The organism is Amycolatopsis sp. NPDC041971 (assembly GCF_055588925.1).
Genome location: NZ_JBVJCE010000019.1, coordinates 1 through 25,146, shown reverse-complemented (window position 1 = coordinate 25,146; position 25,146 = coordinate 1). Strand labels below are relative to the sequence as shown.

General features: G+C 68.7%; 23 protein-coding genes, 1 tRNA gene and 1 pseudogene. 13 read left to right on the top strand and 12 right to left on the bottom strand.

The features are described from left to right. Position 1 precedes the first annotated feature (1 nt). On the bottom strand, positions 2-1,429 hold the full coding sequence (locus tag ACZ6DT_RS31340; protein ID WP_465602117.1) for a hypothetical protein: 1,428 nt from the start codon (positions 1,427-1,429) through the stop codon (positions 2-4). 474 nt (positions 1,430-1,903) lie between these two features. On the opposite strand from ACZ6DT_RS31340, the gene ACZ6DT_RS31335 reads away from it, so the two are divergent. The 3 genes from ACZ6DT_RS31335 to ACZ6DT_RS31325 all read left to right on the top strand — a co-directional run bounded on the left by ACZ6DT_RS31335 (position 1,904) and on the right by ACZ6DT_RS31325 (position 5,469). Continuing rightward, positions 1,904-2,407 (top strand): DUF3145 domain-containing protein, encoded by a 504-nt coding sequence (locus ACZ6DT_RS31335; protein WP_091599164.1) that lies wholly within the window; start codon positions 1,904-1,906, stop codon positions 2,405-2,407. A 42-nt stretch (positions 2,408-2,449) separates the two neighbouring features. Continuing rightward, positions 2,450-3,043 (top strand): hypothetical protein, encoded by a 594-nt coding sequence (locus ACZ6DT_RS31330; protein ID WP_465602115.1) that lies wholly within the window; start codon positions 2,450-2,452, stop codon positions 3,041-3,043. Positions 3,044-3,108: 65 nt separating this feature from the next. Next, complete coding sequence (locus ACZ6DT_RS31325; protein WP_465602114.1) at positions 3,109-5,469, top strand: HAD-IC family P-type ATPase; 2,361 nt, start codon at positions 3,109-3,111, stop codon at positions 5,467-5,469. Positions 5,470-5,658: 189 nt separating this feature from the next. Here the strand turns inward: ACZ6DT_RS31325 and ACZ6DT_RS31320 are convergent, their stop codons facing one another. The 5 genes from ACZ6DT_RS31320 to ACZ6DT_RS31300 form a co-directional block, all read right to left on the bottom strand. Then, positions 5,659-6,909 carry a beta-ketoacyl-[acyl-carrier-protein] synthase family protein gene (locus ACZ6DT_RS31320; protein WP_465602112.1) on the bottom strand — a complete coding sequence of 417 codons (1,251 nt, stop codon included), beginning with the start codon at positions 6,907-6,909 and terminating at the stop codon, positions 5,659-5,661. Positions 6,910-6,949: 40 nt separating this feature from the next. Next, entirely contained in the window at positions 6,950-7,195 is a 246-nt protein-coding gene (locus ACZ6DT_RS31315) for an acyl carrier protein (protein WP_004559006.1), read from the bottom strand. Positions 7,196-7,263: 68 nt separating this feature from the next. Further along, positions 7,264-8,247 carry a beta-ketoacyl-ACP synthase III gene (locus ACZ6DT_RS31310; RefSeq protein WP_465602110.1) on the bottom strand — a complete coding sequence of 328 codons (984 nt, stop codon included), beginning with the start codon at positions 8,245-8,247 and terminating at the stop codon, positions 7,264-7,266. After that, positions 8,244-9,170 carry an ACP S-malonyltransferase gene (locus tag ACZ6DT_RS31305; RefSeq protein WP_465602108.1) on the bottom strand — a complete coding sequence of 309 codons (927 nt, stop codon included), beginning with the start codon at positions 9,168-9,170 and terminating at the stop codon, positions 8,244-8,246. The genes ACZ6DT_RS31310 and ACZ6DT_RS31305 overlap by 4 nt, the downstream gene beginning before the upstream one ends. A gap of 373 nt (positions 9,171-9,543) precedes the next feature. Next, the gene (locus ACZ6DT_RS31300; protein WP_465602106.1) at positions 9,544-10,758 is read right to left on the bottom strand and encodes a PucR family transcriptional regulator; all 1,215 of its coding nucleotides are present in this window, start codon (positions 10,756-10,758) and stop codon (positions 9,544-9,546) included. Between the two features lie 409 nt (positions 10,759-11,167). Between ACZ6DT_RS31300 and ACZ6DT_RS31295 the strand changes: the two genes are divergently transcribed. Together ACZ6DT_RS31295 and ACZ6DT_RS31290 are read left to right on the top strand one after the other, a co-directional pair. Continuing rightward, entirely contained in the window at positions 11,168-11,920 is a 753-nt protein-coding gene (locus ACZ6DT_RS31295; protein WP_465602104.1) for a mechanosensitive ion channel family protein, read from the top strand. Positions 11,921-12,135: 215 nt separating this feature from the next. After that, positions 12,136-12,777 (top strand): nicotinamide mononucleotide transporter family protein, encoded by a 642-nt coding sequence (locus ACZ6DT_RS31290; protein ID WP_465602102.1) that lies wholly within the window; start codon positions 12,136-12,138, stop codon positions 12,775-12,777. A 74-nt stretch (positions 12,778-12,851) separates the two neighbouring features. Here ACZ6DT_RS31290 and ACZ6DT_RS31285 read toward each other — a convergent pair whose 3' ends face one another. Together ACZ6DT_RS31285 and aceE are read right to left on the bottom strand one after the other, a co-directional pair. Continuing rightward, positions 12,852-14,063: an alpha-hydroxy acid oxidase gene (locus ACZ6DT_RS31285; RefSeq protein WP_465602101.1), complete on the bottom strand. Its 1,212-nt coding sequence runs from the start codon at positions 14,061-14,063 to the stop codon at positions 12,852-12,854. A 116-nt stretch (positions 14,064-14,179) separates the two neighbouring features. Continuing rightward, on the bottom strand, positions 14,180-16,975 hold the full coding sequence (aceE, locus tag ACZ6DT_RS31280; RefSeq protein WP_465602099.1) for a pyruvate dehydrogenase (acetyl-transferring), homodimeric type: 2,796 nt from the start codon (positions 16,973-16,975) through the stop codon (positions 14,180-14,182). A gap of 402 nt (positions 16,976-17,377) precedes the next feature. Between aceE and ACZ6DT_RS31275 the strand changes: the two genes are divergently transcribed. The 4 genes from ACZ6DT_RS31275 to ACZ6DT_RS31260 all read left to right on the top strand — a co-directional run bounded on the left by ACZ6DT_RS31275 (position 17,378) and on the right by ACZ6DT_RS31260 (position 19,460). Continuing rightward, a complete protein-coding gene (locus ACZ6DT_RS31275; protein WP_125786920.1) occupies positions 17,378-17,809 on the top strand; it encodes a DUF3052 domain-containing protein in 432 nt (143 codons plus the stop codon). A 76-nt stretch (positions 17,810-17,885) separates the two neighbouring features. Beyond that, positions 17,886-18,347, top strand: coding sequence for a peroxiredoxin (locus ACZ6DT_RS31270; RefSeq protein ID WP_276362706.1), 462 nt, complete (start codon positions 17,886-17,888; stop codon positions 18,345-18,347). Between the two features lie 40 nt (positions 18,348-18,387). Then, a tRNA-Val gene (locus tag ACZ6DT_RS31265) sits at positions 18,388-18,459 on the top strand. A 47-nt stretch (positions 18,460-18,506) separates the two neighbouring features. Continuing rightward, positions 18,507-19,460, top strand: coding sequence for a GNAT family N-acetyltransferase (locus tag ACZ6DT_RS31260; RefSeq protein WP_465602097.1), 954 nt, complete (start codon positions 18,507-18,509; stop codon positions 19,458-19,460). Between the two features lie 551 nt (positions 19,461-20,011). On the opposite strand, the gene ACZ6DT_RS31255 is transcribed toward ACZ6DT_RS31260, so the two are convergent. Further along, the gene (locus ACZ6DT_RS31255) at positions 20,012-20,515 is read right to left on the bottom strand and encodes a carboxymuconolactone decarboxylase family protein (RefSeq protein WP_465602095.1); all 504 of its coding nucleotides are present in this window, start codon (positions 20,513-20,515) and stop codon (positions 20,012-20,014) included. A 15-nt stretch (positions 20,516-20,530) separates the two neighbouring features. On the opposite strand from ACZ6DT_RS31255, the gene ACZ6DT_RS31250 reads away from it, so the two are divergent. After that, a complete protein-coding gene (locus ACZ6DT_RS31250; RefSeq protein ID WP_465602093.1) occupies positions 20,531-21,049 on the top strand; it encodes a MarR family winged helix-turn-helix transcriptional regulator in 519 nt (172 codons plus the stop codon). Between the two features lie 221 nt (positions 21,050-21,270). Here ACZ6DT_RS31250 and ACZ6DT_RS31245 read toward each other — a convergent pair whose 3' ends face one another. Continuing rightward, positions 21,271-21,879 carry a TetR/AcrR family transcriptional regulator gene (locus tag ACZ6DT_RS31245; protein ID WP_465602091.1) on the bottom strand — a complete coding sequence of 203 codons (609 nt, stop codon included), beginning with the start codon at positions 21,877-21,879 and terminating at the stop codon, positions 21,271-21,273. A 63-nt stretch (positions 21,880-21,942) separates the two neighbouring features. On the opposite strand from ACZ6DT_RS31245, the gene ACZ6DT_RS31240 reads away from it, so the two are divergent. Further along, a complete protein-coding gene (locus tag ACZ6DT_RS31240) occupies positions 21,943-22,434 on the top strand; it encodes a DUF1453 domain-containing protein (protein WP_465602090.1) in 492 nt (163 codons plus the stop codon). On the opposite strand, the gene ACZ6DT_RS31235 is transcribed toward ACZ6DT_RS31240, so the two are convergent. Then, positions 22,431-23,609, bottom strand: a complete 1,179-nt coding sequence (locus ACZ6DT_RS31235) for an aminotransferase class V-fold PLP-dependent enzyme (protein ID WP_465602089.1) — start codon at positions 23,607-23,609, stop codon at positions 22,431-22,433. The genes ACZ6DT_RS31240 and ACZ6DT_RS31235 overlap by 4 nt on opposite strands. Before the next feature lie 46 nt (positions 23,610-23,655). Here ACZ6DT_RS31235 and ACZ6DT_RS31230 point away from each other — a divergent pair, with 46 nt between their 5' ends. Beyond that, the gene (locus tag ACZ6DT_RS31230) at positions 23,656-24,285 is read left to right on the top strand and encodes a GntR family transcriptional regulator (RefSeq protein ID WP_465602087.1); all 630 of its coding nucleotides are present in this window, start codon (positions 23,656-23,658) and stop codon (positions 24,283-24,285) included. 78 nt (positions 24,286-24,363) lie between these two features. Beyond that, positions 24,364-24,495 (top strand): annotated as a pseudogene (locus ACZ6DT_RS31225) (phosphodiesterase); the annotation flags it as partial. Between the two features lie 137 nt (positions 24,496-24,632). Here the strand turns inward: ACZ6DT_RS31225 and ACZ6DT_RS31220 are convergent. Continuing rightward, the gene (locus tag ACZ6DT_RS31220) at positions 24,633-24,797 is read right to left on the bottom strand and encodes a hypothetical protein (protein ID WP_465602355.1); all 165 of its coding nucleotides are present in this window, start codon (positions 24,795-24,797) and stop codon (positions 24,633-24,635) included. Positions 24,798-25,146: the final 349 nt, after the last annotated feature.

Sequence of the window (25,146 nt, the reverse complement as noted above, 5' to 3'; positions counted from 1 at the left end):
CTTAGCCGTTCACAGGCAGGTCGAGCGCGGCCTTCGCGCCGCGGACCAGGCCGGGATCGTCCGCAGTGGACGGTCCCGGCACCCACACCACCTGGACCAGCCGGACCGACTTCCCGTCCAGGCTGCTCTGGTAGGCGGCGCCCTCGAACACCGGGACCTCGCCCTGCCACTGGTTGGTCTCGGTGGCGAGGTCGAGGACGCCGCCACCGCCGGGGGTGTCGGCGGCGGCCTTGAACGCGGTCGCCTGTTCGGTGTTCGGGAATTCCACGACGGCGATCGTCACCGCGGCGGCCCTGCCGTCGATGGAACTGGCGAAACTGGCCCGTTTCACCCCTGCGCAACTCGTCCGCTGAAGGCTCGCTTGGACGTCGCCGTACGCGTGCGACGCGCATTTCTGGTCCGCGGCCGACGCCCGCGACGTGAACTGGATGTTCTCGACCGCGCTGCTGCTCGGCGGCGGAGGACTGGTGGCAGGGGTCGGCGGCGGGGGAGTCTGCGTGGACGCGGTGTCGTCACCGCCGGAAGCCACGCTGATGGCGGCGACCAGCAGCACGATGAGCAGGCCGATCGCGGCGACCGGAAGCCACTTCACCGTCTTGGACTGGTGCGGCTTCTTCGGGGCAGGCTCGGCGGGAGCGGGAGCCGCCTCCGGGGGAGCAGGCTTCGCGGCGACGGCCTGCTGAACGGGCGGGGCGGCCCGCACGGGCTTGGCGGGAGGAGCGGCCGGTTTCGCCGACTTTTTCGTCTTCCCCGGATGCCGCACCGGAACCGTCGGGGCGATGGCGACGAGCGGGTTCTCGCGGATCACCGTCGGCTCGTCGTCGGAGAAGGCGCTGAAACCCTCCCCGAGCAACGTCTCCTCAGGCATCGGCGGCGCGTCCGGGGCGAGCGCGGCGATCAGTTCGCGCGCCTGCTGGACCGAGCGGGGCCGGGGCGCGGTGGCCAGTGAGACCGTCGCGGCGAGCATCGTCGTCGCCGTCGGGTACAGGACGCGGACCGAGCCGGCGAGGTCCGCGGCGGGCTGGTCGACCGTCTCCACATAGGGGCCGACGGCGATGATCGTGCCGATCGGTCCGGCGCCGGGCGCGACGTCCGCGATCTTGTGGGTGCACGCGGCGGAAAGCGAGAGCGCGTCCGTGGCGGGGTTGATCGAGGTGTCGCCGTGGACCAGCGGCCAGCCGTCCGCCTTCCAAGGCCCGCCGAGCGGGGCTTCGAGTTTCAACGCCGGGTCCGGAAGGTCGACGCCGATGACGATGAGGATGCCCTTCGGCATGACGACGACGGCCTCCACGGGCCGCCCGTCGACCGGGCTGGCGCCTACCAGGGCGACCCCGCCGACGACGTTGCTGCCCCGGCCGAGTGAGGCCAGCGCGGCACGGACGTCCTCGGCCACCCGGGACGGCTGTTGAGCGAGGCGAACGAGTCGCACCGAACCCCTCCCCATCTCGTCGGTCTCGGTGCACAAACTAGCGCCTCCATCCGGAGCAACGGGAAGACACGTCGCAGGTAGGCGCGGTGAGGTTGCGCCGAGAAGTTGTAAGGGACGTGAGCGCCGTCACCCGTTCGGGTGGTACCCGTCGGTAGGTGACAGTTCCTTGCCCCCCTGTCACCAGGAGAAACGCAATGGCCGTATCTCGCCCTCGGCGCCCAGGGCTGACCTGGAGCAAGTCCGTGAAGGCCTCTTTGAGGGACCCAGGGTCCCTCAAAGAGGCCTTCACGGACCGCGGGAAACGCGAGTCCCGCGTCCCAATCAGGTGCGACTTGTGGTGTTCATGTGGCCAAACAGCACAGTTGGGGTGCACAATGTGCTCACGCGTACCGGGAGGCGGCACGAGCCACCTGACCAACGCAGCTCGCGAGGTCGTAGGGGAAGACGCCCCTCGTCGAGTAGCGGAGGTCAGCAGTGAGCACCCGTGGCAACACCCGTGGCGTGGTGTACGTCCACTCGTCGCCGTCTGCGGTGTGTCCGCACGTCGAGTGGGCTATTTCGGGCACCCTGGGTGCCCGAGTCGAGTTGAAGTGGACGGCGCAGCCCGCCAGTCCAGGACAGCTCCGCGCCGAATGTGGTTGGCGTGCGCCTTCGGGCACCGGCGGAAAGCTGGCGTCCGCGCTCAAGGCGTGGCCGATGATCAGGTTCGAAGTCACCGAAGAGCCCAGTGCGGGGGTCGACGGCGAGAGGTTCTGTTTCGCCCCGGGCCTCGGCCTGTGGCACGGCAGGACCAGTGCCAACGGCGACATCGTCGTGGGTGAGGACCAGTTGCGCGCTCTCGTGAGCAAGGTCCGCACCGGCGAATCGTTGGCTCACAAGCTCGACGAGCTCCTCGCCGCCAACTGGGACGAAGCGCTCGAGCCATACCGGCACGCCGGTGACGGCGCCCCGGTCACCTGGCTGCACCAAGTCGGGTAGACACCGGTGAAGACGGAAGAGGTGGGCGGCTAACCTTTCGGGGTGACCGCCCAGCCTCGCCCCTTCTCTCGCCAGCGGTGGCTGATCCCCGTCATCGTGGTCGTGGTCTCCCTGACCGTCGCCGTCGGGCTGCTGGCACGCGATCTCTACCTGCGCCGGGAGGCCGCGCCCACCGAACCGGTCGTCAGCGACTCGCCGACATCGGTCGCCCCGGAGGCGCAGCCCGGCTCGCCCGTCGTCGAGGTGACTCCCGACGTCTTCGCGCATCCGCAGTACCAAAGCGTCCGGCAGGTCCTGCAGGGTTATTTCGACTCCATCAACGAACGCGACTATTCGAAGTGGACTTCGGTGGTCTCCCGCGACCGGGCCAAGACCAAGACCGCGGCGGAATGGAAGAAGGACTATCAGTCCACTCGGGACGGCACCATCCTCGTCTACCGCGTCGAGCCGGGTGCCCCGAGCACGCTCCGGGTACTCGTCGCCTTCACCAGTACGCAGGACGTCGAAGACGCGCCGGTGTACCTGCCGGAGGCGTGCATCCGCTGGCGGCTGGTGCTGCCGCTACGGCTGGAGAGCGGGTCGTGGCGCGTCGACACCACCGAAGGCGGTACCAACCCCGAGCACGAAAGATGCTGAAGTAAGGGGTGACATGGTCCCGCAGGCTGACGCGGGCGGGAACCGGCCGGAATAGAGTCGCGGTCATGGCAATAGATCAGCCGGCCCTGCTGACCGACGCCTCGAGGGGGCTCACCAGCGAAGAGGTGGCCCAGCGGGTGGCCGCGGGCCAGACCAACGTCGTCTCGACGAAGACCAGCCGGACCACCGGCGAGATCATCCGCGCGAACGTTTTCACCCGGATCAACGCCATCTACGGCGTGCTGTTCGCGCTCATCCTGTCGACGGGGTACTTCATCGACGGGCTGTTCGGCGGGCTGATCATCGTCAACAGCGCGGTCGGCATCATCCAGGAACTCCGGGCGAAACGGACCTTGGAGCGGCTCGCCATCGTCGGACAGGCGAAGCCGACGGTCCGCCGCGACGGGCAGAGCGCCGAGATCGCCCCGGAAGACGTCGTGCTCGGCGACCTCGTCGAACTGGGGCCCGGCGACAAGATCGTCGTCGACGGCCCGACGCTGACGGCCGACGCGCTGGAGATCGACGAGTCGCTGCTGACCGGTGAATCCGATCCGGTGGTCAAACAGCCCGGTGACAAGGTGCTGTCCGGCAGCTTCGTCGTCGCGGGCAGCGGCACCTACCGCGCGGACGTCATCGGGGACGAGTCCTACGCGGCGAAACTGGCCGCGGAGGCCAGCAAGTTCACCCTCGTGAAGTCGGAACTGCGGCAAGGCATCGACAAGATCCTCAAGTTCATCACGTACCTGCTCGTCCCGGCGGGCGCGCTGACCATCTACAACCAGCTCGCGGGCGACCAGGCGTGGCCGGACGCGCTGCGCGGCATGGTCGCGGCGCTCGTGCCGATGGTGCCCGAAGGACTGGTGCTGATGACCAGCGTCGCGCTGGCGGTCGGCGTCATCCGGCTGGGCAAGCGCCAGTGCCTGGTGCAGGAACTCCCGGCGATCGAGGGCCTCGCCAGGGTCGACGTGGTGTGCGCGGACAAGACCGGCACGCTCACCGAGAACGCGATGCGGCTTTCCGAGGTCCGGGAGATCACGCCGGGCCATCCGGTGGACGACGCGCTGGCCGCGCTCGCCGCCGCCGATCCCCGGCCGAACGCGAGCCTGCGGGCGATCGCGGAGGCGCACCGGACCGATCCGGGCTGGCGGGTTTCCACGACCATGCCGTTCTCCTCGGCGCGCAAGTGGAGCGGCGCCTCGTACGGCGCGGACGGCGACTGGGTACTCGGCGCGGCCGACGTCCTGCTGCCCGAGGGGGAGCACCGGGCGGAGGCCGAGAAGATCGGCTCTCGCGGCCTGCGCGTGCTGTTGCTGGGCCGTGCCGAGCGCGCCGTCGACGCGGCCGAAGGGCCCGGCGACATCGAACCGGTCGCGCTCGTGGTGCTGGAGCAGAAGGTCCGCCCGGACGCGAAGGACACTCTGGACTTCTTCGCGCACCAGGACGTCGCGGTCAAGGTCATCTCCGGCGACAACGCCATTTCGGTGGGCGCCGTCGCGGGCACCCTGGACCTGCCGGGCGCGGACAAGCCCATCGACGCGCGGAAGCTGCCGGACGACGCCGAGAAGCTGGCCGACACCGTGGAGGACCGCGCCGTCTTCGGCCGCGTGACCCCGTTGCAGAAACGCGCGATGGTCGGTGCCCTGCAGTCGAAGGGCCACACGGTCGCGATGACCGGCGACGGCGTGAACGACGTCCTCGCGCTGAAGGACGCGGACATCGGTGTCGCCATGGGCGCCGGCAGTCCCGCCACCCGCGCGGTCGCGCAGATCGTGCTCCTGGACGACAAATTCGCCACCCTGCCGTACGTCGTCGCCGAGGGGCGGCGCGTGATCGGCAACATCGAGCGCGTCTCGAACCTGTTCCTCACCAAGACGGTGTACTCGGTACTGCTGGCGCTGATGGTCGGCATCGCGCAGGTGCCGTTCCCGTTCCTGCCGCGGCACATCACCATCACCGCGTGGTTCACGATCGGCCTGCCCGCGTTCGTGCTTTCGCTGGCGCCGAACAACGAACGCGCCCGCTCGGGCTTCGTCGGCAGGGTGATGCGGATGGCCGTCCCGGCCGGGCTGGTCATCGCCACCGCGACCTTCGTGAGCTACCTGCTGGTGTACAAGGGATCCGGCCAGTCCGAACTGGACAAGATCCAGGCGGGGACGACCGCGCTGATCACCCTCATCACGATCGCGCTGTGGGTGCTCGGGATCGTCGCGCGGCCGTACCGGTGGTGGAAGATCCTGCTGATCGGCGGGATGGTCGTGCTGACCCTCGCGTTGTTCCTGATCCCGTTCACGCAGAAGTTCTTCGCGCTGGACCCGAACGTGAGCGCGTATACGCTGTCGGCGTTCGCCTGCGCCGGGGTGGGGATCGTGCTGGTGGAAGCGGCCTGGTGGATCGGGCGGCATCTGGTGAAGCGCTCGGAGGCCTGAGCGTCCCTTTGACGCACCCGGCCAGTGCTATGAACGGTCCGTTACTTGCAAAATTTGCAAGTAACGGACCGTTCATAGCATCCGGAGGCGGCGCCCCCGCCTCCCCGCGACCGCCGCGCGTGCCCCGAAGTACGTGTAGGCCCCCTTCACCGCGCTAGACGCAGTGAAGGGGGCCTACACGTACCGAAATCAGGCCGCCGGGGTGAACAGCAGCGCCGTGTTGTGCCCGCCGAAGCCGAACGAGTTGCTGATCGCCGCGCCCAGCTCGACCTTGCGTGCCTCGCCGGCGACGACGTCGAGCTGAACCTTCGGGTCCAGGTCCTCGAGGTTCAGCGTCGCCGGGATGAGCCCGTGGTAGATCGCCAGGATCGTGGCGATGCCCTCGACCGCGCCCGCACCGCCGACCAGGTGGCCGAGCGCGCCCTTGGGAGCGGTCACCACGGTGTGGTCGCCGATGGCGTTGCGGATCGCCGCGGCCTCGCCGACGTCGCCGACGACCGTCGAGGTCGCGTGCGCGTTGACGTGGCCGACGTCGGTCGGGGAGACCCCGGCCATCGTCATCGCCTGCCGCATGGCGGCGATCTGGCCGACGCCCTCCGGGTGGTTGCCCGTGATGTGGTAGGCGTCCGAGGTGATCCCGTACCCGCTCAGCTGCGCGTAGATCCGCGCGTTGCGGGCCTTGGCCCGGTCCGCCCGCTCGAGGATCACGACACCGGAGCCCTCGCCGAGGACGAAACCGTCACGGTTCACGTCGAACGGCCTGGACGCCTTGGTCGGGTCGTCGTTGCGGGTGGACACCGTCCGCGCCTGGGCGAAACCGGCGAGGGTGATCGGGTGGATGCACGATTCGGCCCCACCGGCGATCACGACGTCGGCACGGCCCGAGCGGATCATCTCGTAGCCGGCGGCAATGCCTTCCGCACCCGACGCGCAGGCCGACGCGGGCGAGTGCACACCGGCCCGCGCCTTCAGGTCGATCCCGACGTGTGCGGCGGGGCCGTTCGGCATCAGCATCGGCACGGTCAGCGGGGAGACCTTGCGGAGTCCCTGCTTGTGCAGAAGGTCGTTCTGGGAGATCAGGGTGACCGGACCGCCGACACCGGTACCGATGGTCACCCCGAGGCGCTCGGGTTCCACATCCTGATGCTCGTCGGTCGGCTGCTCGAAGCCCGCGTCCGCCCAAGCCTGCCGGGCGGCGATGAGCGCCACCTGTTCACACCGGTCCAGCCGGCGGGCCTGGACCCGCGGCAGGACTTCGGACGGGTCGACGGCGAGCATGGCGCCGATCTTCACCGGCAGCTCGAGTTCGTCGACCCAGTCGGCTTCGATGCGGCGGATTCCGCTCGCGCCGGCGAGCAGGCCGTCCCACGTGGACGCGACGTCCCCGCCGAGCGGCGTGGTCGCGCCCATCCCGGTGATCACGACGTCGATGTTGCTCATTGGAGTCTCCCCAAGGTCGGCGCCAATCAAGAAGTCGGACTTACTTGGAGTTGGCCGACACGTAGTTCACCGCGTCGCCAACGGTCTTCAGGTTCGCGAGCTCGTCGTCCGGGATCTTGACGCCGAACTTGTCCTCGGCCTGAACAGCGATCTCCACCATGGACAGCGAGTCGATGTCGAGGTCGTCCACGAAGGACTTCTCGGCGGTCACGTCGTCCTGCGCCACACCGGCGACCTCTTCGACGATCTCGGCGAGGCCGGCGAGGATCTCTGCGTTGTCTGCCACTGGTTGTTCCCTTCTCGGTGATGCTTTCGGATGCCCTGCGGACACGGTGTCCGCAGGGGAAGTATTCATCACGGGCAGATGAAGGCCTGGCCCGCGTAGGAGAGTCCGGCCCCGAAGCCCACGGCGAGCACGACGTCGCCCTGTTTCGCGGTGCCTGCCTTGCGCATGTGGTCCAGCGCCAGTGGAATCGACGCGGACGAGGTGTTGCCCGAGTACTTGATGTCGTCGGCCACGACCATGTCCTCACGGGCGCCCTTGGCGCGCAGCTTCTTGGCGATGGCTTCGACGATGCGCAGGTTGGCCTGATGCGGGATCAGCACGTCCACATCGGACGGTTCGAGCCCGGCCAGTTCCAGTGCCTGCATGGCGATCGGCGCGATCTGCGTGGTCGCCCAGCGGAAGACCGACTGGCCCTCCTGGTAGATCCACTTGTCGTCGCGCATGTAGATGAGGTCCACGTGCTCGCCCGCGCTGCCCCAGGCGACCGGGCCGATCTGCGGCGTGTCGGCCGCGCCGACCACCGCCGCGCCGGCGCCGTCGGCGAAGATGATCGCGTTCGCGCGGTCGACCGGATCGACGTGGTCGGTGAGTTTTTCGGCGCCGATGACGAGCGCCTTCTTCGCGGTGCCCGCCCGGATGAGGTCCGAGGCGACGCCGACGCCATAACAGAACCCGGCGCACGCGGCGTTGAGATCGAACGCGGCCGGATGCGTGATGCCGATCCGGTCGGCCACCTGCGCGGCGGCGTTCGGGATCTGCGTGGGCATCGTGCAGTTCGGCAGAATGACCGTGTCCACTTCGGACGGGTCCACCCCGGCGTCCGCCAGCGCGGCGGTGCCCGCCTTGACCGCCATGTCGACCAGCGACTCGTCCTTCTCGGCGAACCGGCGCTCGACGATGCCGACCCGATCGCGGATCCACTGGTCGTTGGTGTCCATGATCTTCGAGAGATCGTCGTTGGTCACGATCTTCTCGGGCTGGAAGCTCCCGACACCGAGGATGCGGGTCCCGGCGGCGCCCGGCGCCTGCCGCAAGGTGGATCGGTCGGTCACGAAGCGTCCTCCTGCCCCTGAAGCTTCGCCAGCTCGGCGGGCGTCTTCAGCGCGATGGTCGTGGTCACGGTTCCCTTGAGCTGCCGCTTGACCAGCCCGGTCAGCGTGCCCGCCGGCGGAAGTTCGAGCGTCGAGGTGACACCCGCGGAGACCAGACCGTCCATGGTCAGATCCCAGCGCACCGGGTTCGTGACCTGCTCGACCAGCCGGTCGAGGTACTCGGCCCCGCTGGTGACGACCTGGCCGTCGGCGTTCGACAGCAGCGGACGCGTCGGGTCCGCCGGGGTGATCTTCGCAGCGTGTGCGGCCAGCGCTTCACGCGCGGGTGCCATATAGGAGGTGTGGAACGCGCCCGCGACCTTGAGCGCCCGGACCTTGGTGCCCTCCAGCGGCTCGGCCACGATCTTCTCGATCGCGTCGGCGGCGCCGGAGGCGACGATCTGGCCGGCGCCGTTGCGGTTCGCCGCGGCGAGGCCGTGCCCGTCGAGCCACGCGACGACCTGCTCCGGCTCGCCGAGCATGACCGCGGCCATGCTGGTGGGCTCCAGCGCGCACGCCTTCGCCATTTCCGCGCCGCGGACGGCGGCCAGCGCGACGGCGTCTTCGGAGCTCAACACCCCGGCGATGGCGGCGGCAGCCAGCTCGCCGACGGAGTGACCGGCGACCGGCGAGTCCGCGGCGACCGGGGCCGAACGCTGGAGGTGCTCGAACGCCAGCAGGGACAGCGCCACGATCAGCGGCTGCGTGATCGCGGTGTCCTGGATCTCCTCGGCGTCGGCTTCGGTGCCGAGACGGACCAGGTCGAGACCGGCCCGCTCGGACCAGGCTTCGACGCGCGCGCGAGCACCGTCGAGCTCGAGCCAAGGGGAGAGCATGCCTGGGGCTTGGGAACCCTGACCGGGGGCGAGGACTGCGACTGTCACCCCACTAGAGAACACTCTCGGCCACCATGGTCGTGATGCCGACGCTCACCAAGTCCGAGCAACGTAATTGTCGGAACCCTCCAAAAGCGCCTTCCTGATCTCCACGCTTAACCCAAAAGCCTTGTCGGGTTCAACCAGGTTTCCCTATGAAGTCCGTCACTGCGCAGAGTCACCAGCCGGTTGGTGTGTCATCGACGATTTCGCGAAGGAGCACCTGCACGGTGAACTGCGGGAGATCCGCGAGGCGATGCTCCGGAAGGTCGCTACCCGCCGCTCGGCGGGTTCACCGCGAGCCTCAGCGACACCGCCGTTCACAACGTCTCAGCCGTGGGCGCTCGACCTTCCCGACGCCGGGCGGGGCTACGACCTGTGGCTACCAGAGGCCACGAGCGCGAGCCAACCGCCCGACCGTCAGGGCCACCTTCAGCACCCAGGCGTCGCGCGATTCGGCGGCGTGGCGGCCGGTGAGTTCGGCCGCCTTCCGCAGCCGGTACCGGACGGTGTTCGGATGCACGAACAGCGTCCGCGCGCAGGTCTCCAGGACACCGCCGCTGTCGAGGTAGGTCTCCACCGTTCGCAGCAGGGCGGGGCCCGCTTCCTCCAGTGGCCGGGCGATCTGGTCCACGAGCAGGCGTTCGGCTTCGGGATCGCCGGACAACGCGCGTTCCGGGAGCAGGTCGATCGATCTCGCGGGCCGCGGCGCGCCGGGCCATCCGACGACGGCCCGCAGGCCCGAAAGTGCTTCGGTCGCGCTGTGGTGCGCTTCGGCGAGGGTGGGCACGGTCGGCCCGGCGACGACCGGGCCCTCGGCGAAGGCGACCGAAAGTTTGGTGAGGATTTCGCGGTCCTTGACGCTGCCGTCGGTCGGCCCGGCGACGACCACGACCAGCCGGGACCCCTGCACCGAAAGCAGTACGGGGCGTCCGACCCGGGCGGCGCGGCTGCGGACCTCGAACACGACGGCGGGCGGGTCGTCCGAGGTCGGGGTACCGACCAGCGCCGTGGCGGGCGCGGCCGGATCCCAGCCGAGCGCGGCGGCGCGGGAGAGCACCGCTTCCTCGGCGTCGCCGCGGACGATGCCGTCGACGACCAGCGCCTCCAGCCGCGCGTCCCAGGCGCCGCGCGCCTCGGCGGCGGCCGCGTAGGAGTTGGCGGCGGCGAACGCGATCTCCCTGCCGTAGCGCAGGATCCCCTCGATCAGCGCGGCGCGTTCCGCCTCGTTCGCGGCGAACTCCGGCAGCTGCTCCTCGAACACCTCGATCGCCAGCCGCACCATGCCGACCGCCTGCCGCAGGCTCACCCAGCGCGAAAGTTCGGCGGGTGCTTCGCGGAACGCCTCGGTGGTGAGGGAGAGCGCCTCCTTCGCGTCGCGGAGCCAGTCGACGAACCCGGCGGCACCCGCCTGGGTGATCAGCAGGACGCTCGCGCGCTGGTCGGCGGGAAGCCGGGCGAACCAGCTCAGCCGCTCTTCCATCACCGCCACGCTCGCGCTCGCGAGCCGGCCGGAGGCGTGATCGAGCCGCCGGAGGGTCTTGGCGGACAGCCCGTGGTGCTTGGGCACCCGCCGTCCGGAGGTCGCATCAGCCATGGTCAGCCGATCCTAGGCCGTGTCCCGCGAGTCATGTTCGCGGTCTCCGCGACCACCTGGATCACGAAGCCCATCGAACAGACTCACCGGACACGGCTGGTCCACCGGGCAAAGAGGGCCTTCATTCTGCGGCCTTCGCGCTTCAGTCCGAAGTGGACGGTCGGCGGTGAATTGCGAAAAGAGTTCGGATAATACTCGAGGCCGCCCGGCGCTCGCGTTTTTCGCTGCGCCGGACGGCCTCGTCTCCCCGGTCCCCACCGGTAGGACAAGTATGGGACTTGTGGATCTTTTCCCGCTAGCTCACTCACTCGATCGTGGGTCGCCGAGTTGCCGGTGCGGTGCCGCTGATCAACGATCCGTCGCAAGCCGCACCGGGTAGGTCACGGATGCGCGGAGGAGGGAGTTCGCCGTGGGCGAGCAGCTGAAATACGGTCTGGGGCAAGCGTGGAACCTCGTCGCCACCTTCGTGCCGAAGTTGGTCGGTTTCCTGGTCATCCTGTTCATCGGCTGGTTGATCGCGAAAGCCTTGTCGAAGGCATTGGGACTGGTTCTGTCGAAGATCGGTTTCGGCAAGCTCATCGAGAAGACCGGACTCACCGGAACACTCAAACAGGCGAATGTCGACGCGGGCGGAATCCTCGTCAAACTCGTGTACTACTTCGTTCTCCTGATCGCGCTGCAACTCGCGTTCGGCGTATTCGGTGAGAGCAATCCGGTCAGCGCGCTGCTCAACGACATCATCGCGTTCCTGCCGCGGATCCTGGTGGCGCTGGTGCTGGTGATCGTCGCGGCCGCCGTCGCGAAGGTCGTCCGCGACCTGGTGACCGGAGCGCTCTCCACCCGACCGGTGGGACGGCTGCTCGGCACGATCGCCTACTGGATGATCATGGCGTTCGGCATCATCGCCGCGCTGGGCCAGGTGAACATCGCGACGGCCGTGACGGTGCCGGTTCTGGTGGCGGTGCTCGCCACCGTCGGCGGTGTCATCGTCGTCGGCTTCGGCGGCGGCCTGATCAAGCCCGCACAGGACCGCTGGCAGGGCTGGCTGGCCAACCTGCAGAGCCAGGTGGACTCCGCTCCCCAAAAGCAGGGTTCCGGCAAGCGAGAGGTCGGTTCGGAGCCGCCGACTTCGCCCATGGGCATCAGTCGCGTAGATTCCTGAGCATCCCGCGGGCCCGGTGATCGAGGAAGGCACCGGGCCCGCGTGGAGTCGATGAGGGCCCGTCGTCGCGGAGCACGCGGTGGAGGGCCCTTTTCGCGTTCGGCTACGCCACCTCAGCGGCTCTCGAGCCATCTCCCTGTTCCGCACCTCACACTCGCTGGGGAATGGCGTCGCGACGGAGCATGTTGGAGCGGGAGACGGAGAGGGGTGCGGACGTGGACTTCCTGCTGCACAACGGTGTCACGGTGCTCGGACAATCGATCTCCTTCGCCGAACTGGCGGGGCAGATCTTCGCGCTGGCCGTGGTCTTCCTGGCGCAACGCCGCACGTTGTGGACGTGGCCGGTCCAGGTCGGCGCCACCGTGCTGCTCTTTTCGGTCTACCTTTCCGCGCACCTCGGCGGGCTCGCCACCAGGCAGATCGCGATCCTCGTCATCTCGATCTACGGCTGGTGGGCCTGGTCCCGCCGCAGCGACCCGGTCTACGGCGTCGTCGTCCGCAAGGGCCGTCCCGGCGAGCGTCTGGCGATGATCGGCGCGTTCGCGATCGGCACCACCGCGATGGCGCTGGTCCTCGACGCGCTGAACGCCTCTTGGGCGCCGTGGCCGGACGCCGCGATCTTCGTCGGCACGCTGGTCGCCTTCGCCGCGCAGGGCGCGGGTCTCGTCGAGTTCTGGTTGGTGTGGCTGGTCGTCGACGCGATCGGCGTACCGCTGCAACTCTCCTCGGGCCTGTACTTCTCCGCCGCGGTCTACATCGTCTTCGCCGGACTGGTCGTACACGGCTGGTGGAGCTGGAACCGCACGGCGAAGCAGGTCCGCACCGCGCCTGCCGGGGTCACCACGGCCTCCGCCTGACCCCGCGTTTCGTCCTCTGAACGCGGTAGTTCGTATGGGCAACTACCGCATCCAGAGGACGAAACGCGAGGGTGTCAGCGCATGGTGGCGTGCGAGGGCTTGAGGTCGGCGAGGGTGCGGACGCCCAGCAGCTGCATCGTCCGGACCATCTCGGTGCGCAGGATGTCCACGCACCGCTCAACGCCGCGCTCGCCCCCGGCCATCAGGCCGTAGAGGAACGCGCGCCCGATGAGCACCGCGTCGGCGCCGCGCGCGATTGCGGCCACGATGTCACCGCCGGAGAGGATGCCGGTGTCGACCCACACCTCGGCGTCGCCCTGGATCTCGTCGAGCACGGCGGGCAGGAGTTCGATCGGGGTCGGCGCGCGGTCGAGCTGACGGCCGCCGTGGTTGGACAGCAGCACCGCGTCGGCGCCGTGCTTGACCACGTCACGCGCGTCGTCGACGTTCTGGATCCCCTTGACCACGAGCTTGCCCGGCCAGGTCTGGCGGACCCAGTCGAGGTCGTCGAAGTTCAAGGTCGGATCGAAGAGCAGGTTGAGCAGTTCGGCGACCGTGCCGTCGAAATGGCTCAACGACGCGAAGGTCAGCGGCTCGGTGGTCAGCAGGTTGAACCACCACGACGGATGCATCGCGCCGTCGACGAACGTCTTGAGGGTGAGGGCGGGCGGGATCGTCAGCCCGTTGCGGACGTCGCGCAGCCGCGCGCCCGCGACCGGCGTGTCCACCGTCAGCATGAGCGTGTCGAAACCGGCGGCCCAGGCGCGATTCATCAGATCTTCGCCCGCTTTGTGGTCGTGCCAAACGTAGAGCTGGAACCATTTGCGAGCCTCTGGTGCGGCCGCCGCGAGGTCTTCGATCGACGTCGTCGCCATCGTCGACAGGCTCATCGGGATGCCGTTGCGCTGCGCGACGCGGGCCACCGCGGCCTCGCCCTCGTGGTTCATCATGCGGGTGAACCCGGTCGGCGCGAACGCGAACGGCAGCTCCGAACGCTTGCCGAGAATCTCCTTGCCGGTGTCCACATCGGACACCCCGCGCAGGACGTTGGGATGGAATTCGATGCTGCGGAAGGCTTGCCGGGCACGACGGAGGCTGTCTTCCAGCTCCGCGGCGCCGTCGGTGTAATCGAACGCGGCCCGCGGCGTGCGCTTGCGGGCGAGCATCCGGAGGTCGGCGATCGTGTGCGCGCCCGCCAGCCGCCGCTCGGTCGGGTTGAGCACGATCGGCTTCGGCCGCAGGATCTGCTTCAGCTCACTCGGCTTCGGCAGTCGACGCTTGGTCACACTCGCTCACCCTCTCCACAAACATCCGATGTCTCACCCTAGCTCGTCCGGTCCCGGACGCAATGAACGGTCCGTTCCTTGCAAATTTCGCAAGGAACGGACCGTTCATGGCATTGCTAGGCGCTGCCGGAGTCCGACAACTGCGGCCCCGCGGCGGCGACGTCGTCGAGGCGGTACTTCTGTGCCGCCTCGGCCACCTTCGCCCGGTCGAACTCGCCACGCTTGGCGAGCGCGCTCAGCGTGCCGACCACGATCGACTGTGCGTCGACCAGGAACTTCCGCCGGGCGGCGGGGCGGGTGTCGGAGAACCCGAACCCGTCGGTGCCCAGCGTCAGCATGTCGTTCGGCACCCACGGGCGGATGAGGTCCGGTACGGCGCGCATCCAGTCCGAAACCGCGACGACCGGCCCGTTCGCGCCGGACAGCTTCTGCGTGATGTAGGGCACACGCGGGGAGTCGCCCGGGTGGAGCAGGTTGTCGTGGTCGGCCTCGACGGCCTCCCGCCGCAGCTCGGTCCACGACGTCGCCGACCACACGGCCGCGCGTACGCCCCACTCCTCGGCGAGCATCTGTCGCGCGCGGAGAGCGTCCGGCATGGTGACGCCGGACACCAGGATCTGCGCCTCCGGACCGTCGCCCGAGGGGGCGTCGGCGTAGCGGTACAGACCCTTGAGCAGGCCGTCGACGTCGAGGTTCTCCGGCTCGGCGGGCTGCTGGTAAGGCTCGTTGTAGATCGTCATGTAGTAGAAGATGTTCTCGCCGTTGCCGTCCGGCCCGGTCTCGCCGTACATCCGGCGCAGCCCGTCCCGCACGATGTGGGCGATCTCGAACGACCACGCCGCGTCGTAGGCCACGACGGCCGGGTTGGTCGCCGCCAGCAGCAGCGAGTGCCCGTCGGCGTGCTGCAGACCCTCACCGGTCAGCGTGGTGCGGCCGGCGGTGGCGCCGAGCACGAACCCGCGGGCCATCTGGTCCGCCGCCGCGTAGAGGCCGTCACCGGTCCGCTGGAACCCGAACATCGAGTAGAAGATGTAGATCGGGATCATCGGCTCGCCGTGCGTGGCGTACGAGGTGCCGACGGCGGTGAACGACGCGGTGGAGCCGGCCTCGTTGATGCCCTCGTGCAGGATGACGCCCTTTTCGGACTCCTTGTAGGCCAGCATCAGGCTCGCGTCGACCGACGTGTACGTCTGGCCGTGCGGGTTGTAGATCTTGGCCGTCGGGAACATCGAGTCGAGCCCGAAGGTGCGCGCCTCGTCCGGGATGATCGGCACGATCCGCTTGCCGATCTCGGAGTCCTTCGCCAGCTCGCGGACAAGCCGGACGAACGCCATCGTGGTGGCGACCTCCTGCTTGCCCGAGCCCTTGCGGATGCTTTCGTAGACCTTGTCGCCGGGCAGCACCAGGGCCTTCGAGGCCTTCGGGCGGCGTTCCGGCAGGAACCCGCCGAGCGCCTTCCGGCGGCCGATCATGTACTCGATCTCCGGCGATTCCTTGCCGGGGTGGTAGTACGGCGGGAGCTTCGGGTCGCGCTCGAGCTCCTCGTCGCTGATCGGGATGCGCTGGGCGTCCCGGAACAGCTTGAGGTCGTCGAGGGTGAGCTTCTTCATCTGGTGCGTGGCGTTGCGGCCCTCGAAGGACGGGCCGAGGCCGTAACCCTTGATCGTGTGGGCCAGGATCACCGTCGGCTGGCCGTGGTGCTCCAGGGCCGACTTGTAGGCCGCGTAGACCTTGCGATAGTCGTGCCCGCCGCGCTTGAGGTTCCAGACGTCGGCGTCGGTGAGGTCCTTGACCAGCTCCTTGGTTCGCGGGTCGCGGCCGAAGAAGTGCTCGCGGACGAAGGCGCCGTCGTTGGCCTTGTAGGTCTGGAAGTCGCCGTCCGGCGTGGTGTTCATCAGGTTGACCAGCGCGCCGTCACGGTCGGCGTGCAGCAGCGAGTCCCACTCGCGGCCCCAGATGACCTTGATGACGTTCCAGCCGGCGCCGCGGAAGTACGACTCCAGCTCCTGGATGATCTTGCCGTTGCCGCGCACCGGACCGTCGAGCCGCTGCAAATTGCAGTTGATCACGAAGGTCAGGTTGTCGAGGCCCTCGCCGGCGGCCACGTGGATGAGGCCGCGCGATTCCGGCTCGTCCATCTCGCCGTCGCCGAGGAACGCCCAGACGTGCTGGTCGCCGGTGTCCTTGATACCGCGATCACGCAGGTAGCGGTTGAACCGCGCCTGGTAGATCGCGTTCATCGGGCCGAGGCCCATGGACACGGTCGGGTTCTCCCAGAACTCCGGCATCAGCCGCGGGTGCGGGTACGACGGCAGGCCGCCGCCCTCGCCGGCGTGCGAGTACTCCTGGCGGAACCCGTCCAGCTGGTTCTCGGTCAGCCTGCCCTCGAGGAACGCGCGGGCGTAGATGCCGGGGGAGGCGTGCCCCTGGATGAAGATCTGGTCGCCGCCGCCCGAGTGGTCCTTGCCGCGGAAGAAGTGGTTGAAGCCCACTTCGTACAGCGCCGCGGACGAGCCGTAGGTCGAGATGTGCCCGCCGACGCCGACACCGGGACGCTGCGCCCGGTGCACCATGATCGCGGCGTTCCACCGGATGTAGGCGCGGTAGCGGCGCTCGATCTCCTCGTCACCGGGGAACCAGGGTTCGTTCTCGGTGGGGATGGTGTTGACGTAGTCGGTCGACGTCAGCGCCGGAACGCCGACGTGGCGTTCCCTGGCCCGCTCGAGGATGCGCAGCATCAGGTACCTGGCGCGCTGCTGACCACCCCTGGCCAGCGCCTCGTCGAAGGAGTCCAGCCATTCGGCGGTCTCCTCCGGGTCGATGTCGGGCAGGTGCGCCGCCAATCCGTCACGGATGACGCGGACGCGTGCCGGGGTCTCCTTGCCGGAGGCGCCGTCGTTCTGCGGGGCCAAGGGGTCTCCTTGCGAAAGGTGGTAGCTGGTTGTGCTCGTACGCGGGCGTGTTCGCCTTCCATCGTCGTCCTCCGGTTCCGTTCTCGTCACCGCTACTGATCGGTAACGTTCACGGACCCGATTGCGACACGCCTCGCACGCGCCTGTATCCGCGCGCGCGTTTTCTCTCCCACCCTAAAGCAGGGCGTTCCGGGGTGCCCAAGTGCGCCTGATTCGACCCCGCGAGACTGGGCCGAATGTCCGTACGCCGCGACACGAGTTGTTCAAGATCCGGTGTGGACGGTTGCGCGCAGCGCCTTACCAGTGTTCGCTAACGGGCATCGTGTACCCGAGTGTGGTGCCCGCGCGGTCGATCCGGCCGTGGCGACACCACGCTCCGTCGTAGTTGGAGGAGTGACAGCAGTGGTCGCCGCGGGAGACGCTGATCAGAACAGCGTCGCCGAAAGGCTTGGGATCAAGCCGGACATGGTGGTCCAGGAGATCGGCTGGGACGAGGACGTCGATGACGATCTTCGTGCGGCGATCGAGGAGCAGATCGGCGGCGACATCCTCGACGAGGACGCCGACGAGGTCATCGACGTGGTGCTGCTGTGGTGGCGCGAAGACGACGGTGATCTCGGCGACACGCTGATCGAGGTCCGGACCCCCTTGAACGAGAACGGCGTGATCTGGGTGCTGACCCCGAAGACGGGACAGCCCGGACACGTCCAGCCGAGCGAGATCGCCGAAGCGGTGCCGCAGGTCGGATTGGCGCAGACGGCCAACATCAGCGCCGGCCCCAAGTGGGCCGGTACCCGGCTGGTGTCGCCGAAGTCGTCGAAGACCAAGCGGTGACCTCGGGAGCCGCGCGAGCGACACGATAAGGTTGTCGTCGCAGGCCCCTGTTCGCTCTTGAGAGGAAACCGCCGGTATGGCCGTCGAGGTCGGATCGCAAGCCCCGGACTTCACGCTCAACGACTACAACAAGCAGGCCGTGAAGCTGTCGTCCTTCCAGGGCGAGAAGCCGGTCCTGCTCGTGTTCTACCCGTTCGCGTTCAGCGGTATCTGCACCGGCGAGCTGTGCCAGCTCCGTGACGAGTTCGCGGACTACGACGGCCAGGGCGTCCAGGTCATCGGCGTGTCCGTCGACACCCCGTTCTCGCTCAAGGCGTGGGCCGAGCAGGAGGGCTACCAGTTCCCGCTGCTTTCGGACTTCTGGCCGCACGGTGAGGTCGCGAAGGCCTACGGCGTCTTCAACGAGGCGGCAGGCCTGGCCACCCGCGGCACCTTCCTGATCGACAAGGACGGCATCGTGCGGTTCGCCGAGGTCAACCAGCCCGGCGAAGCGCGTGACCAGCAGGCGTGGAAGAAGGCCGTGGCCTCGCTGGCCTGAAGTCTTCACCGGTGGCACCCGTACGCGGGTGCCACCTCCCGGGCGCATAGCTCAGCGGGAGAGCACTCGGTTTACACCCGAGCGGTCGTAGGTTCGATCCCTACTGCGCCCACCGAAAACCCGGCGACAGGCCGCACGCGTGGCGATAACGTCGGCCGCATGCACGATCTCACGTGGCGGCCACTCCGGCACGAGGACGCCAAGGCTTCGGCCGACCTCCTCAACGCCATCGAGACCGTCGACGAGATCGGCGAGAACTACACCGAGGAAGACACTCTTCAAGAGTTGATCGACCCGTACGCGGACCTGGAGCGGGCGAGTCTCGCCGCTTTCGACGGTGACGTGATGGCCGGTTACATGAAGATCCGCTTCAAGCCGTCCGCGGAAGAGGTCCATCGGGTCTTCCTCGACGGCGGCGTCCATCCCGGGTATCGCCGGAGGGGCATCGGAACCGCGCTCGTCGACGCGGGAGTGGCGGCGGCCAAGGTGGTGCACGCGCTGCATCACCCGTCGGCGAAGCTCGTGGTCGACGTCAATCGGCCGGAGCGCATCGCGGGTCTGGCCGAGCTCGTCCGTTCCCGGGGTTTCGTGCCGGTGCGCTACTTCCAGCGCATGGAGCACTCCCTCGGCGCCTTGGACGATCCGGCGATCCCCGACGGGTTCCGGGTCGAGCCGTGGTCCGAGCGGAACGACGAGGACTTCCGGATGGTCCGGAACGAGGCGTACCGGGACTACTGGGGCGCGGTGCCGATGCCGGCCGATCTCTGGCGGAACAAGATCACCAATCAGACTTTCCGGCCCGAGGTCAGCTTCCTGCTTCGTGAGGCGGGCTCCGCGGTGGGGATGCTGGTGACGATGTGCTGGGACGCCGACACGGAGGCCACCGGTGTTCGCGACGCGCACTTCATGGTCGTCGGAACGCTTCGGGAGTACCGGCGGCGAGGTGTCGCCGGCGCGTTGATGGGTCACGCGTTGAGGGTCGCCGCCGATCAGGGGTACGACCGCGCCAGTTTGAACGTGGACTCCGCGGATCCCGCCGGGGCGTTCGGGGTCTTCGAGAAGGCCGGTTTCGTGCCGACGATGCGGTACGTGCGATGGGCGCTCGAGGTCTGACGCTCGTCGTGAGTGGCGATTCGGGTTCTAGCCCGAATCGTCACTCACGACCCACCCTGCCGACGGCTTACGTGACCGTGTGGGGCAACCGCAGCCGGGAGGCCCTTGGGCCCCGCTGCGAGGATTGCGAAGGCGAGACACGTGAAGGCCCCCTTCCCGCGACTGAGTCGCGGGAAGGGGGCCTTCACGTACCCCCAACCCCTGTGGAACGTCTTCGGTTTTCGGCGGTCTGGTCTGCCCCCTCGGCAGGCCAGACCGCCGGTGCGCCGCGCCGCGGGTGGCGAACTTTCGGCTGCACAAGACAGGAGACGGTCGGGACTGCCCAGATACATCAAGATCGGCGGCCATTGGAGTGATCCGGGGCCGCGAGGGGGGATCACGCAGAGTGGCTAGGCCGTGTCCGGTAAGTCTGTCCGCGGTCTTCGCGCCCAGGTGGTTCCGGGCGGCACGGGCGGTCCAGCCGAGTACAACCCGGTACGAGGCAGAACCGCCCGCACCGCCAGGAACCACCTGGAGCACGAAGCCCATCGAACAGACTTACCGGATACGGCCTAGGCGCGGGTGAGCCTGTTCGCCAGGGTCGACATCGTGTAGGTCCCGATGCCCATCACGACTTCGAGGGCGTTCCGTTCGGTGTATCCGTGCCCGAGGAAGGTCCGCAGTGTCTCGTCGTCGACGCCACCGGCGGTCTCGAGCACCGCCAGCGTGAACCGCCGGACGGCTTCCAAGCGCTCATCGGGCACGGGCTCCTGCGAGCGGAGCGCTTCGATGACGCCCTCGCCCGCGCGAAGCCTCTTCAGTTTCGCGGTGTGCAGTTCGATGCAGACTTCGCAGCCGTTGCGCGTCGCCACGGTCATCACGACCGTCTCTCGCGCGAACGGATCGAGCGTCGTCTGCTCGAAACTCGCGCTCAGCTTCAGGAATCCGTCGAGCAGTTCGGGAGACGTAGCCAGCCGGGCCACGGCGGTGGGGAGGTGGCCAAGGCGGCGGATGGCCGCTTCCATCGGGCGGCGCGAGGCTTCGGGTGCGGTTTCGAGGGTGTGGTCAGGAAACAAGGCTGCCCCTTTAAGATGGTCAATGTGGTTGACGAAAAGGTAAACCAAGTTGTCGAACGAGGCAACCCAGTTTCCGATCCGCCCGGTTTCGAGCTGCCCCTCCTGCTGTTCGCGGGTTTCCGCTCGATCATCGACCGGATGCACGCCGAACTGGCCGAGCAGGGACATCCCGACGTCCGCCCGGCGTACGGCTTCGCCATGCAGGCGATCGGCCGCCACGGCGCGACCGCGAGCGAGATCGGGCGGCGGCTCGGGGTCAGCAAGCAGGCGGCGGGCAAGACCATCGACAAGCTCGAGCAGCTCGGCTACCTCGAACGTGCCGACGACCCGGCCGACGCACGGCGCAAGATCGTCCGGCTCACCGATCGCGGGTCCGACTCACTCGGCCGGTCCGCGGCGATCTTCGAAGAACTGCGCGAGGAATGGGTCGGCGCGCTGGGCGTCGAAAGGGTCCGCGCGCTCGAAGCCGACCTTCGCACTATGGCGCCATCGGAGGGCTTCCGCCTCGACGTGGCGGGCTGGTTCGGGGCCTAGAATGGGCAACCCGGGTTCGGTGCGTCCTGCGAAGCGGGTTCCCGTGCGGCAGCACGTAGAGCACCTCGAGCACCACCGGCGTCGCCCCCGAGGTTCCGTCCGATGTGGACGGTGTCGCTCCGTTCGGTGAAGACGGCGCCCTGCCGATCCCGGCCGTCGCGGGGACGGCGAGCGCGAGAACGAGGTCCTGGGCCGCGACTTCGTAGAACGTGCTCGTCCCGTCACAGTGTCGGCCGCAGGGTCTCCAGATGCCGCCGGAGCACCGTGCGCATCAACTCCGGCGACGTCCGCCCGCCCGCCATGGCGAGGCCGTCCAGTAGCGCCGCCAACCGTTCGGTTTCGACGTCCAGATCGAGGTCGTCGAGCAGCCCGCCCGCGCCACGCGCGCCTTCGAGCACCCGCCGGACGAGCGCGCGGACCCCCGCGTGTGTCCGCGCGGCTTCCCCGGCGAGATCAGGGCGGTTCTTCGCGGCGGCGGAGAAGGCCAGCCAGACGTCGGTCTCGGCCCGGGTCTGCTCGGTGAGCGGAAGCAGTTCCCCGAGCAGCGCTTCGGTGAGTTCCCGCCGGCGTGAGGGCGGCGTCTTCGGATCGAGCAGTTCGGGGAGGTGGCGCAGCAGCCGGGCTTCCACCCGGTCTCCGAGCGCGCGCATGGCGAACACGATCAGCTCGTCGTGGCCGCGGAAGTAGTGCCGCACCGAACCGATCGCGAGCCCGGCCTCGTCGGCCACGCTCCTGAGCGACGCCTGCGCGAGGCCGTCCCGCTGGATCACCCGGAAGACGGCTTCGGCTATCTCCAGGCGCCGGGCCCCGGGGTCGACGATCTTCGGCATGTTGTCTTTATAGCACGACCTTGCTATTTTATTTGGCACAGTCGTGCTACAAAGGGGGAGTTCATGCGGACCTGGTTGCTGATCGCGCTGGTGGTCGCCGTGGTGATCGTGATCGTCGTGCGCAGGCTGCGCGGAGAGCCGCTGGTCGCCCGTGAGGTGTTCGGGGCGCCGGTGGTCCTGCTCGCGATCGGGGTCTACGGCCTGGCCAAACTCGAAAACTTCACCTTCACCGACGGTGCCTGGCTCGTGCTGGGCTCCGTGGTCGGGTGCGGCCTCGGCGCGGTCCGCGCCGCCACCACGAAACTGTTCGAGCGCGACGGCGTGCTGTGGCTGCGCTACACCGGCTGGACGTTCGGAGTCTGGGTGCTCTCGCTGGCGGTGAACTTCGGGATCGGCTTCCTGGCCACGACGGCCGGGGCGCATCCCGACGCGCGGCCGGTGACGTTGTCGATCGGCGTCAGCCTGCTGGGGGAGGCGTTGGTGATCGGCTGTCGCGCGAAGACGACGGGACTGCCGTACGCCCCGCCGTCCGAGTCCGTGCTTTCCCGTCGTTAGGCCAGCTTCCCGACTTCGCCGACGAGGAGCGCGATGTCGTCTTCGGTGTTGAAGTAGTGCACCGAAGACCGGACCAACGACGGCAGCCCGCGCGCGGCGAAGTCGAACTGTGCGGATGTCGCTTCGACGACGCTGACGTTGATCTTCGCCGCCGCCAAGCGCTTCTTCACTTCCTGCGATGGCGTTTTCGCCGCGCTGAACGTGACGATCCCGCACTGTCGCGCGCCTTGGTCGTGGACGCTGACGCCGGGGACCCCGCGGAGCGCGTCGCGAAGTTTCGCGGCGAGGGCGGCGACGCGGGCTTCGATGGCGGGCATGCCCCATTCGAGGGCGTAGTCGATCGCCGCGCCGAGACCGTGCAGGGCGGCGTGATCGCGTTCCCAGACCTCGAACATCTTCGCCGTCGGGTCGACTTCGTAGCTTTCGGGCGCTGTCCACACCGCCGAATGAAGGTCGAGCATCGCGGGCTCGACGCGCTCGCGCAGCCGCGGGTGCGCGTAGAGGAATCCGGTGCCCCGCGGCCCGCGGAGGTACTTGCGGCCGGTCACGCTGAGCGCGTCGCAGTTCAGGCGCGCGACGTCGAGGTCGATCTGGCCGGCGCTCTGGCAAGCGTCCAGCAGGAACGGGACCCCGGCCTCGCGTGCGACCGCGCCGATCTCCTCGGCGGGGTTCACCAGCCCGCCCTGGGTCGGCACGTGGGAGACGGCGATCAGCTTGACGTCCCCGTCGACGCGGCGTTTCAGGTCCTCGACGTCCAGCTGGCCGGATTCGTCGTTCTCGACCACCTCGACGACGGCACCGGTGCGCTTCGCGAGCTGCAGGAAGGAAATGGCGTTGCTCGCGTACTCGGATTTCGCCGTCAGGATCCGGTCTCCCGCGGCGAACGGCAGCGCGTAGAAGATCGCCTGCCAGGACCGGGTCGCGTTGTCGGTCAGCGCGATGTCTTCGGGTTCGGCGCCGACGAGGCGCGCGGCCGAGGCGTACACGCCGTCCATCCGCTCCACGGTCGCCGCGGCCTGCTCGTATCCGCCGATCAGGGCTTCATCGCGCAGGTAGTCGACGACGGTGTCGGTCACCCGAGCGGGCGGCAGCGACGATCCGGCGTTGTTGAGGTGGACCACTTCCCCGCAGCCCGGTGTCTCGGCGCGAGCGCGGTTCACATCGAAGTCCGTCATGCCTAACTGAATACAGTACGGCCGAACTGCATGCAATACTGCACCGATGACGAGGAACCTGCTCCGGCGCGACCTCACGGAGGAGATCACCGCCCGTGTGCTCGACGGCCGGATCGCCGCGGACAGCCGCATCAACGAGGTGCACCTCGCGCGCGAGCTGGGCGTCAGCCGGACACCGTTGCGTGAGGCGCTGATCGGGCTGGCCGACCGGGGGCTGCTCGTTTCGGCGCCGGGGCGCGGTTTCCTCGTGCCGCCGTTCGATCCGGAGGAGGCCCGGCAGCTGTACCCGCTCGTCGCGGAGCTGGAGTCGCTCGCGTTGCGGTGGAGCTCGCCGCAGGACCTCGCCGGCCTCACCGGTGGCCTGGACCGGATCGCCGTCGAGATGACCGCGGAACTCGAGCGGCAGGGCAATCTGTCCACTTTGGATGATCGCTGGCACGCGCTGCTCGTCTCGCGGTGCACGAATCCGCATCTGCTTCGCCTGCTGGAGCAGACGAAGCCGCTGCTGAAACGCTATGACGCGCGCTATTTCGGTGGCGACGAACGCACCAGGGAGAGTATCGACGAGCATCACCGGATCGCCGACGCGATCCGCGCCGCCGACCTCGCGACGGCCTTGGAACTGCTCGTGCGGAACTGGGTGAAAACGTTGGCGTATCTGGAAGACATGGGGTGAAAAGATGTTCGTGACGGCACGTCTGAGTGACGACCATCTCGGCGGCGGGGAACGCGCCGACGAACGCACGCGCGGGTGATGCGGTACCTGGCGACACCGGTCGACTCGATCCTGGTGACCGGGGACATCGCCGACCACGGCACGCTCGAAGAGTACCGGCGCGCGGCCGAACTGTTCAAGACCGGCGTCCCGCTCTTCACCTGTCCCGGCAACCACGACAAGCGTGGCCCGTTCCGCGAAGAGCCGCTCGGCCAGACGCCGGCCGACACCCCGGTCAACGCGGTGCACACCGTCGGCGACGTCACGTTCGTGCCGGACGATTCGAGTATCCCGGGAAAACCGGACGGTCAGTTCGACGACGAGACCACGCCTGGCCGTACGGCGTGCTCGCCGACGGCGACGGCCCCGCCTTCATCGCCTTCCACCATCCGCCGGTCCCGCTCGGGCCGCCGTTGGTGGACGCCATGTACCAGTACGGTGAGGACAAACTGGCCGAGGTGCTCGCACGCCATCCGCGAGTGGTGGCCCTGTTCCGCGGGGCACGTCCACGCGGCGGCGTCGACGATCCTCGCGGGTGTGCCGCCGCGTTTCGGCGCCCTCGGTCGGGTCGAGCATCCTGTTCCCGTGGGAGGAGAACGGCCTCCGGCCGTGGGGCGAAGGCGGGCCGATCGACTACGACCCGCCGCCGGGGGGGGGGGGGGGGGGGGGTGTTGTTCCCCCATCACCCCCCCCCCCCCCCCCCCCCCCCCCCCCCCCCCCCCCCCCCCCACCCACCGAACGGTCACCGCATATGCTGAGCTCACTCACCGCCGCGTACCTCGCCTTCTCCTTCACGCTGGTCCCGCCGAGCGAAATCCGGCC

Excerpts from the sequence above, each read along its gene's own strand:
- ACZ6DT_RS31325 (WP_465602114.1), top strand. The coding sequence starts at position 3,109 with ATGGCAATAGATCAGCCGGCCCTGCTGACCGACGCCTCGAGGGGGCTC.
- ACZ6DT_RS31320 (WP_465602112.1), bottom strand. The coding sequence starts at position 6,909 with ATGAGCAACATCGACGTCGTGATCACCGGGATGGGCGCGACCACGCCG.
- ACZ6DT_RS31300 (WP_465602106.1), bottom strand. The coding sequence starts at position 10,758 with ATGGCTGATGCGACCTCCGGACGGCGGGTGCCCAAGCACCACGGGCTG.
- ACZ6DT_RS31270 (WP_276362706.1), top strand. The coding sequence starts at position 17,886 with ATGGCCGTCGAGGTCGGATCGCAAGCCCCGGACTTCACGCTCAACGAC.
- ACZ6DT_RS31260 (WP_465602097.1), top strand. The coding sequence starts at position 18,507 with ATGCACGATCTCACGTGGCGGCCACTCCGGCACGAGGACGCCAAGGCT.
- ACZ6DT_RS31250 (WP_465602093.1), top strand. The coding sequence starts at position 20,531 with ATGGTCAATGTGGTTGACGAAAAGGTAAACCAAGTTGTCGAACGAGGC.
- ACZ6DT_RS31245 (WP_465602091.1), bottom strand. The coding sequence starts at position 21,879 with ATGCCGAAGATCGTCGACCCCGGGGCCCGGCGCCTGGAGATAGCCGAA.
- ACZ6DT_RS31240 (WP_465602090.1), top strand. The coding sequence starts at position 21,943 with ATGCGGACCTGGTTGCTGATCGCGCTGGTGGTCGCCGTGGTGATCGTG.
- ACZ6DT_RS31235 (WP_465602089.1), bottom strand. The coding sequence starts at position 23,609 with ATGACGGACTTCGATGTGAACCGCGCTCGCGCCGAGACACCGGGCTGC.
- ACZ6DT_RS31230 (WP_465602087.1), top strand. The coding sequence starts at position 23,656 with ATGACGAGGAACCTGCTCCGGCGCGACCTCACGGAGGAGATCACCGCC.
- ACZ6DT_RS31220 (WP_465602355.1), bottom strand. The coding sequence starts at position 24,797 with ATGGCGTGCGAGCACCTCGGCCAGTTTGTCCTCACCGTACTGGTACAT.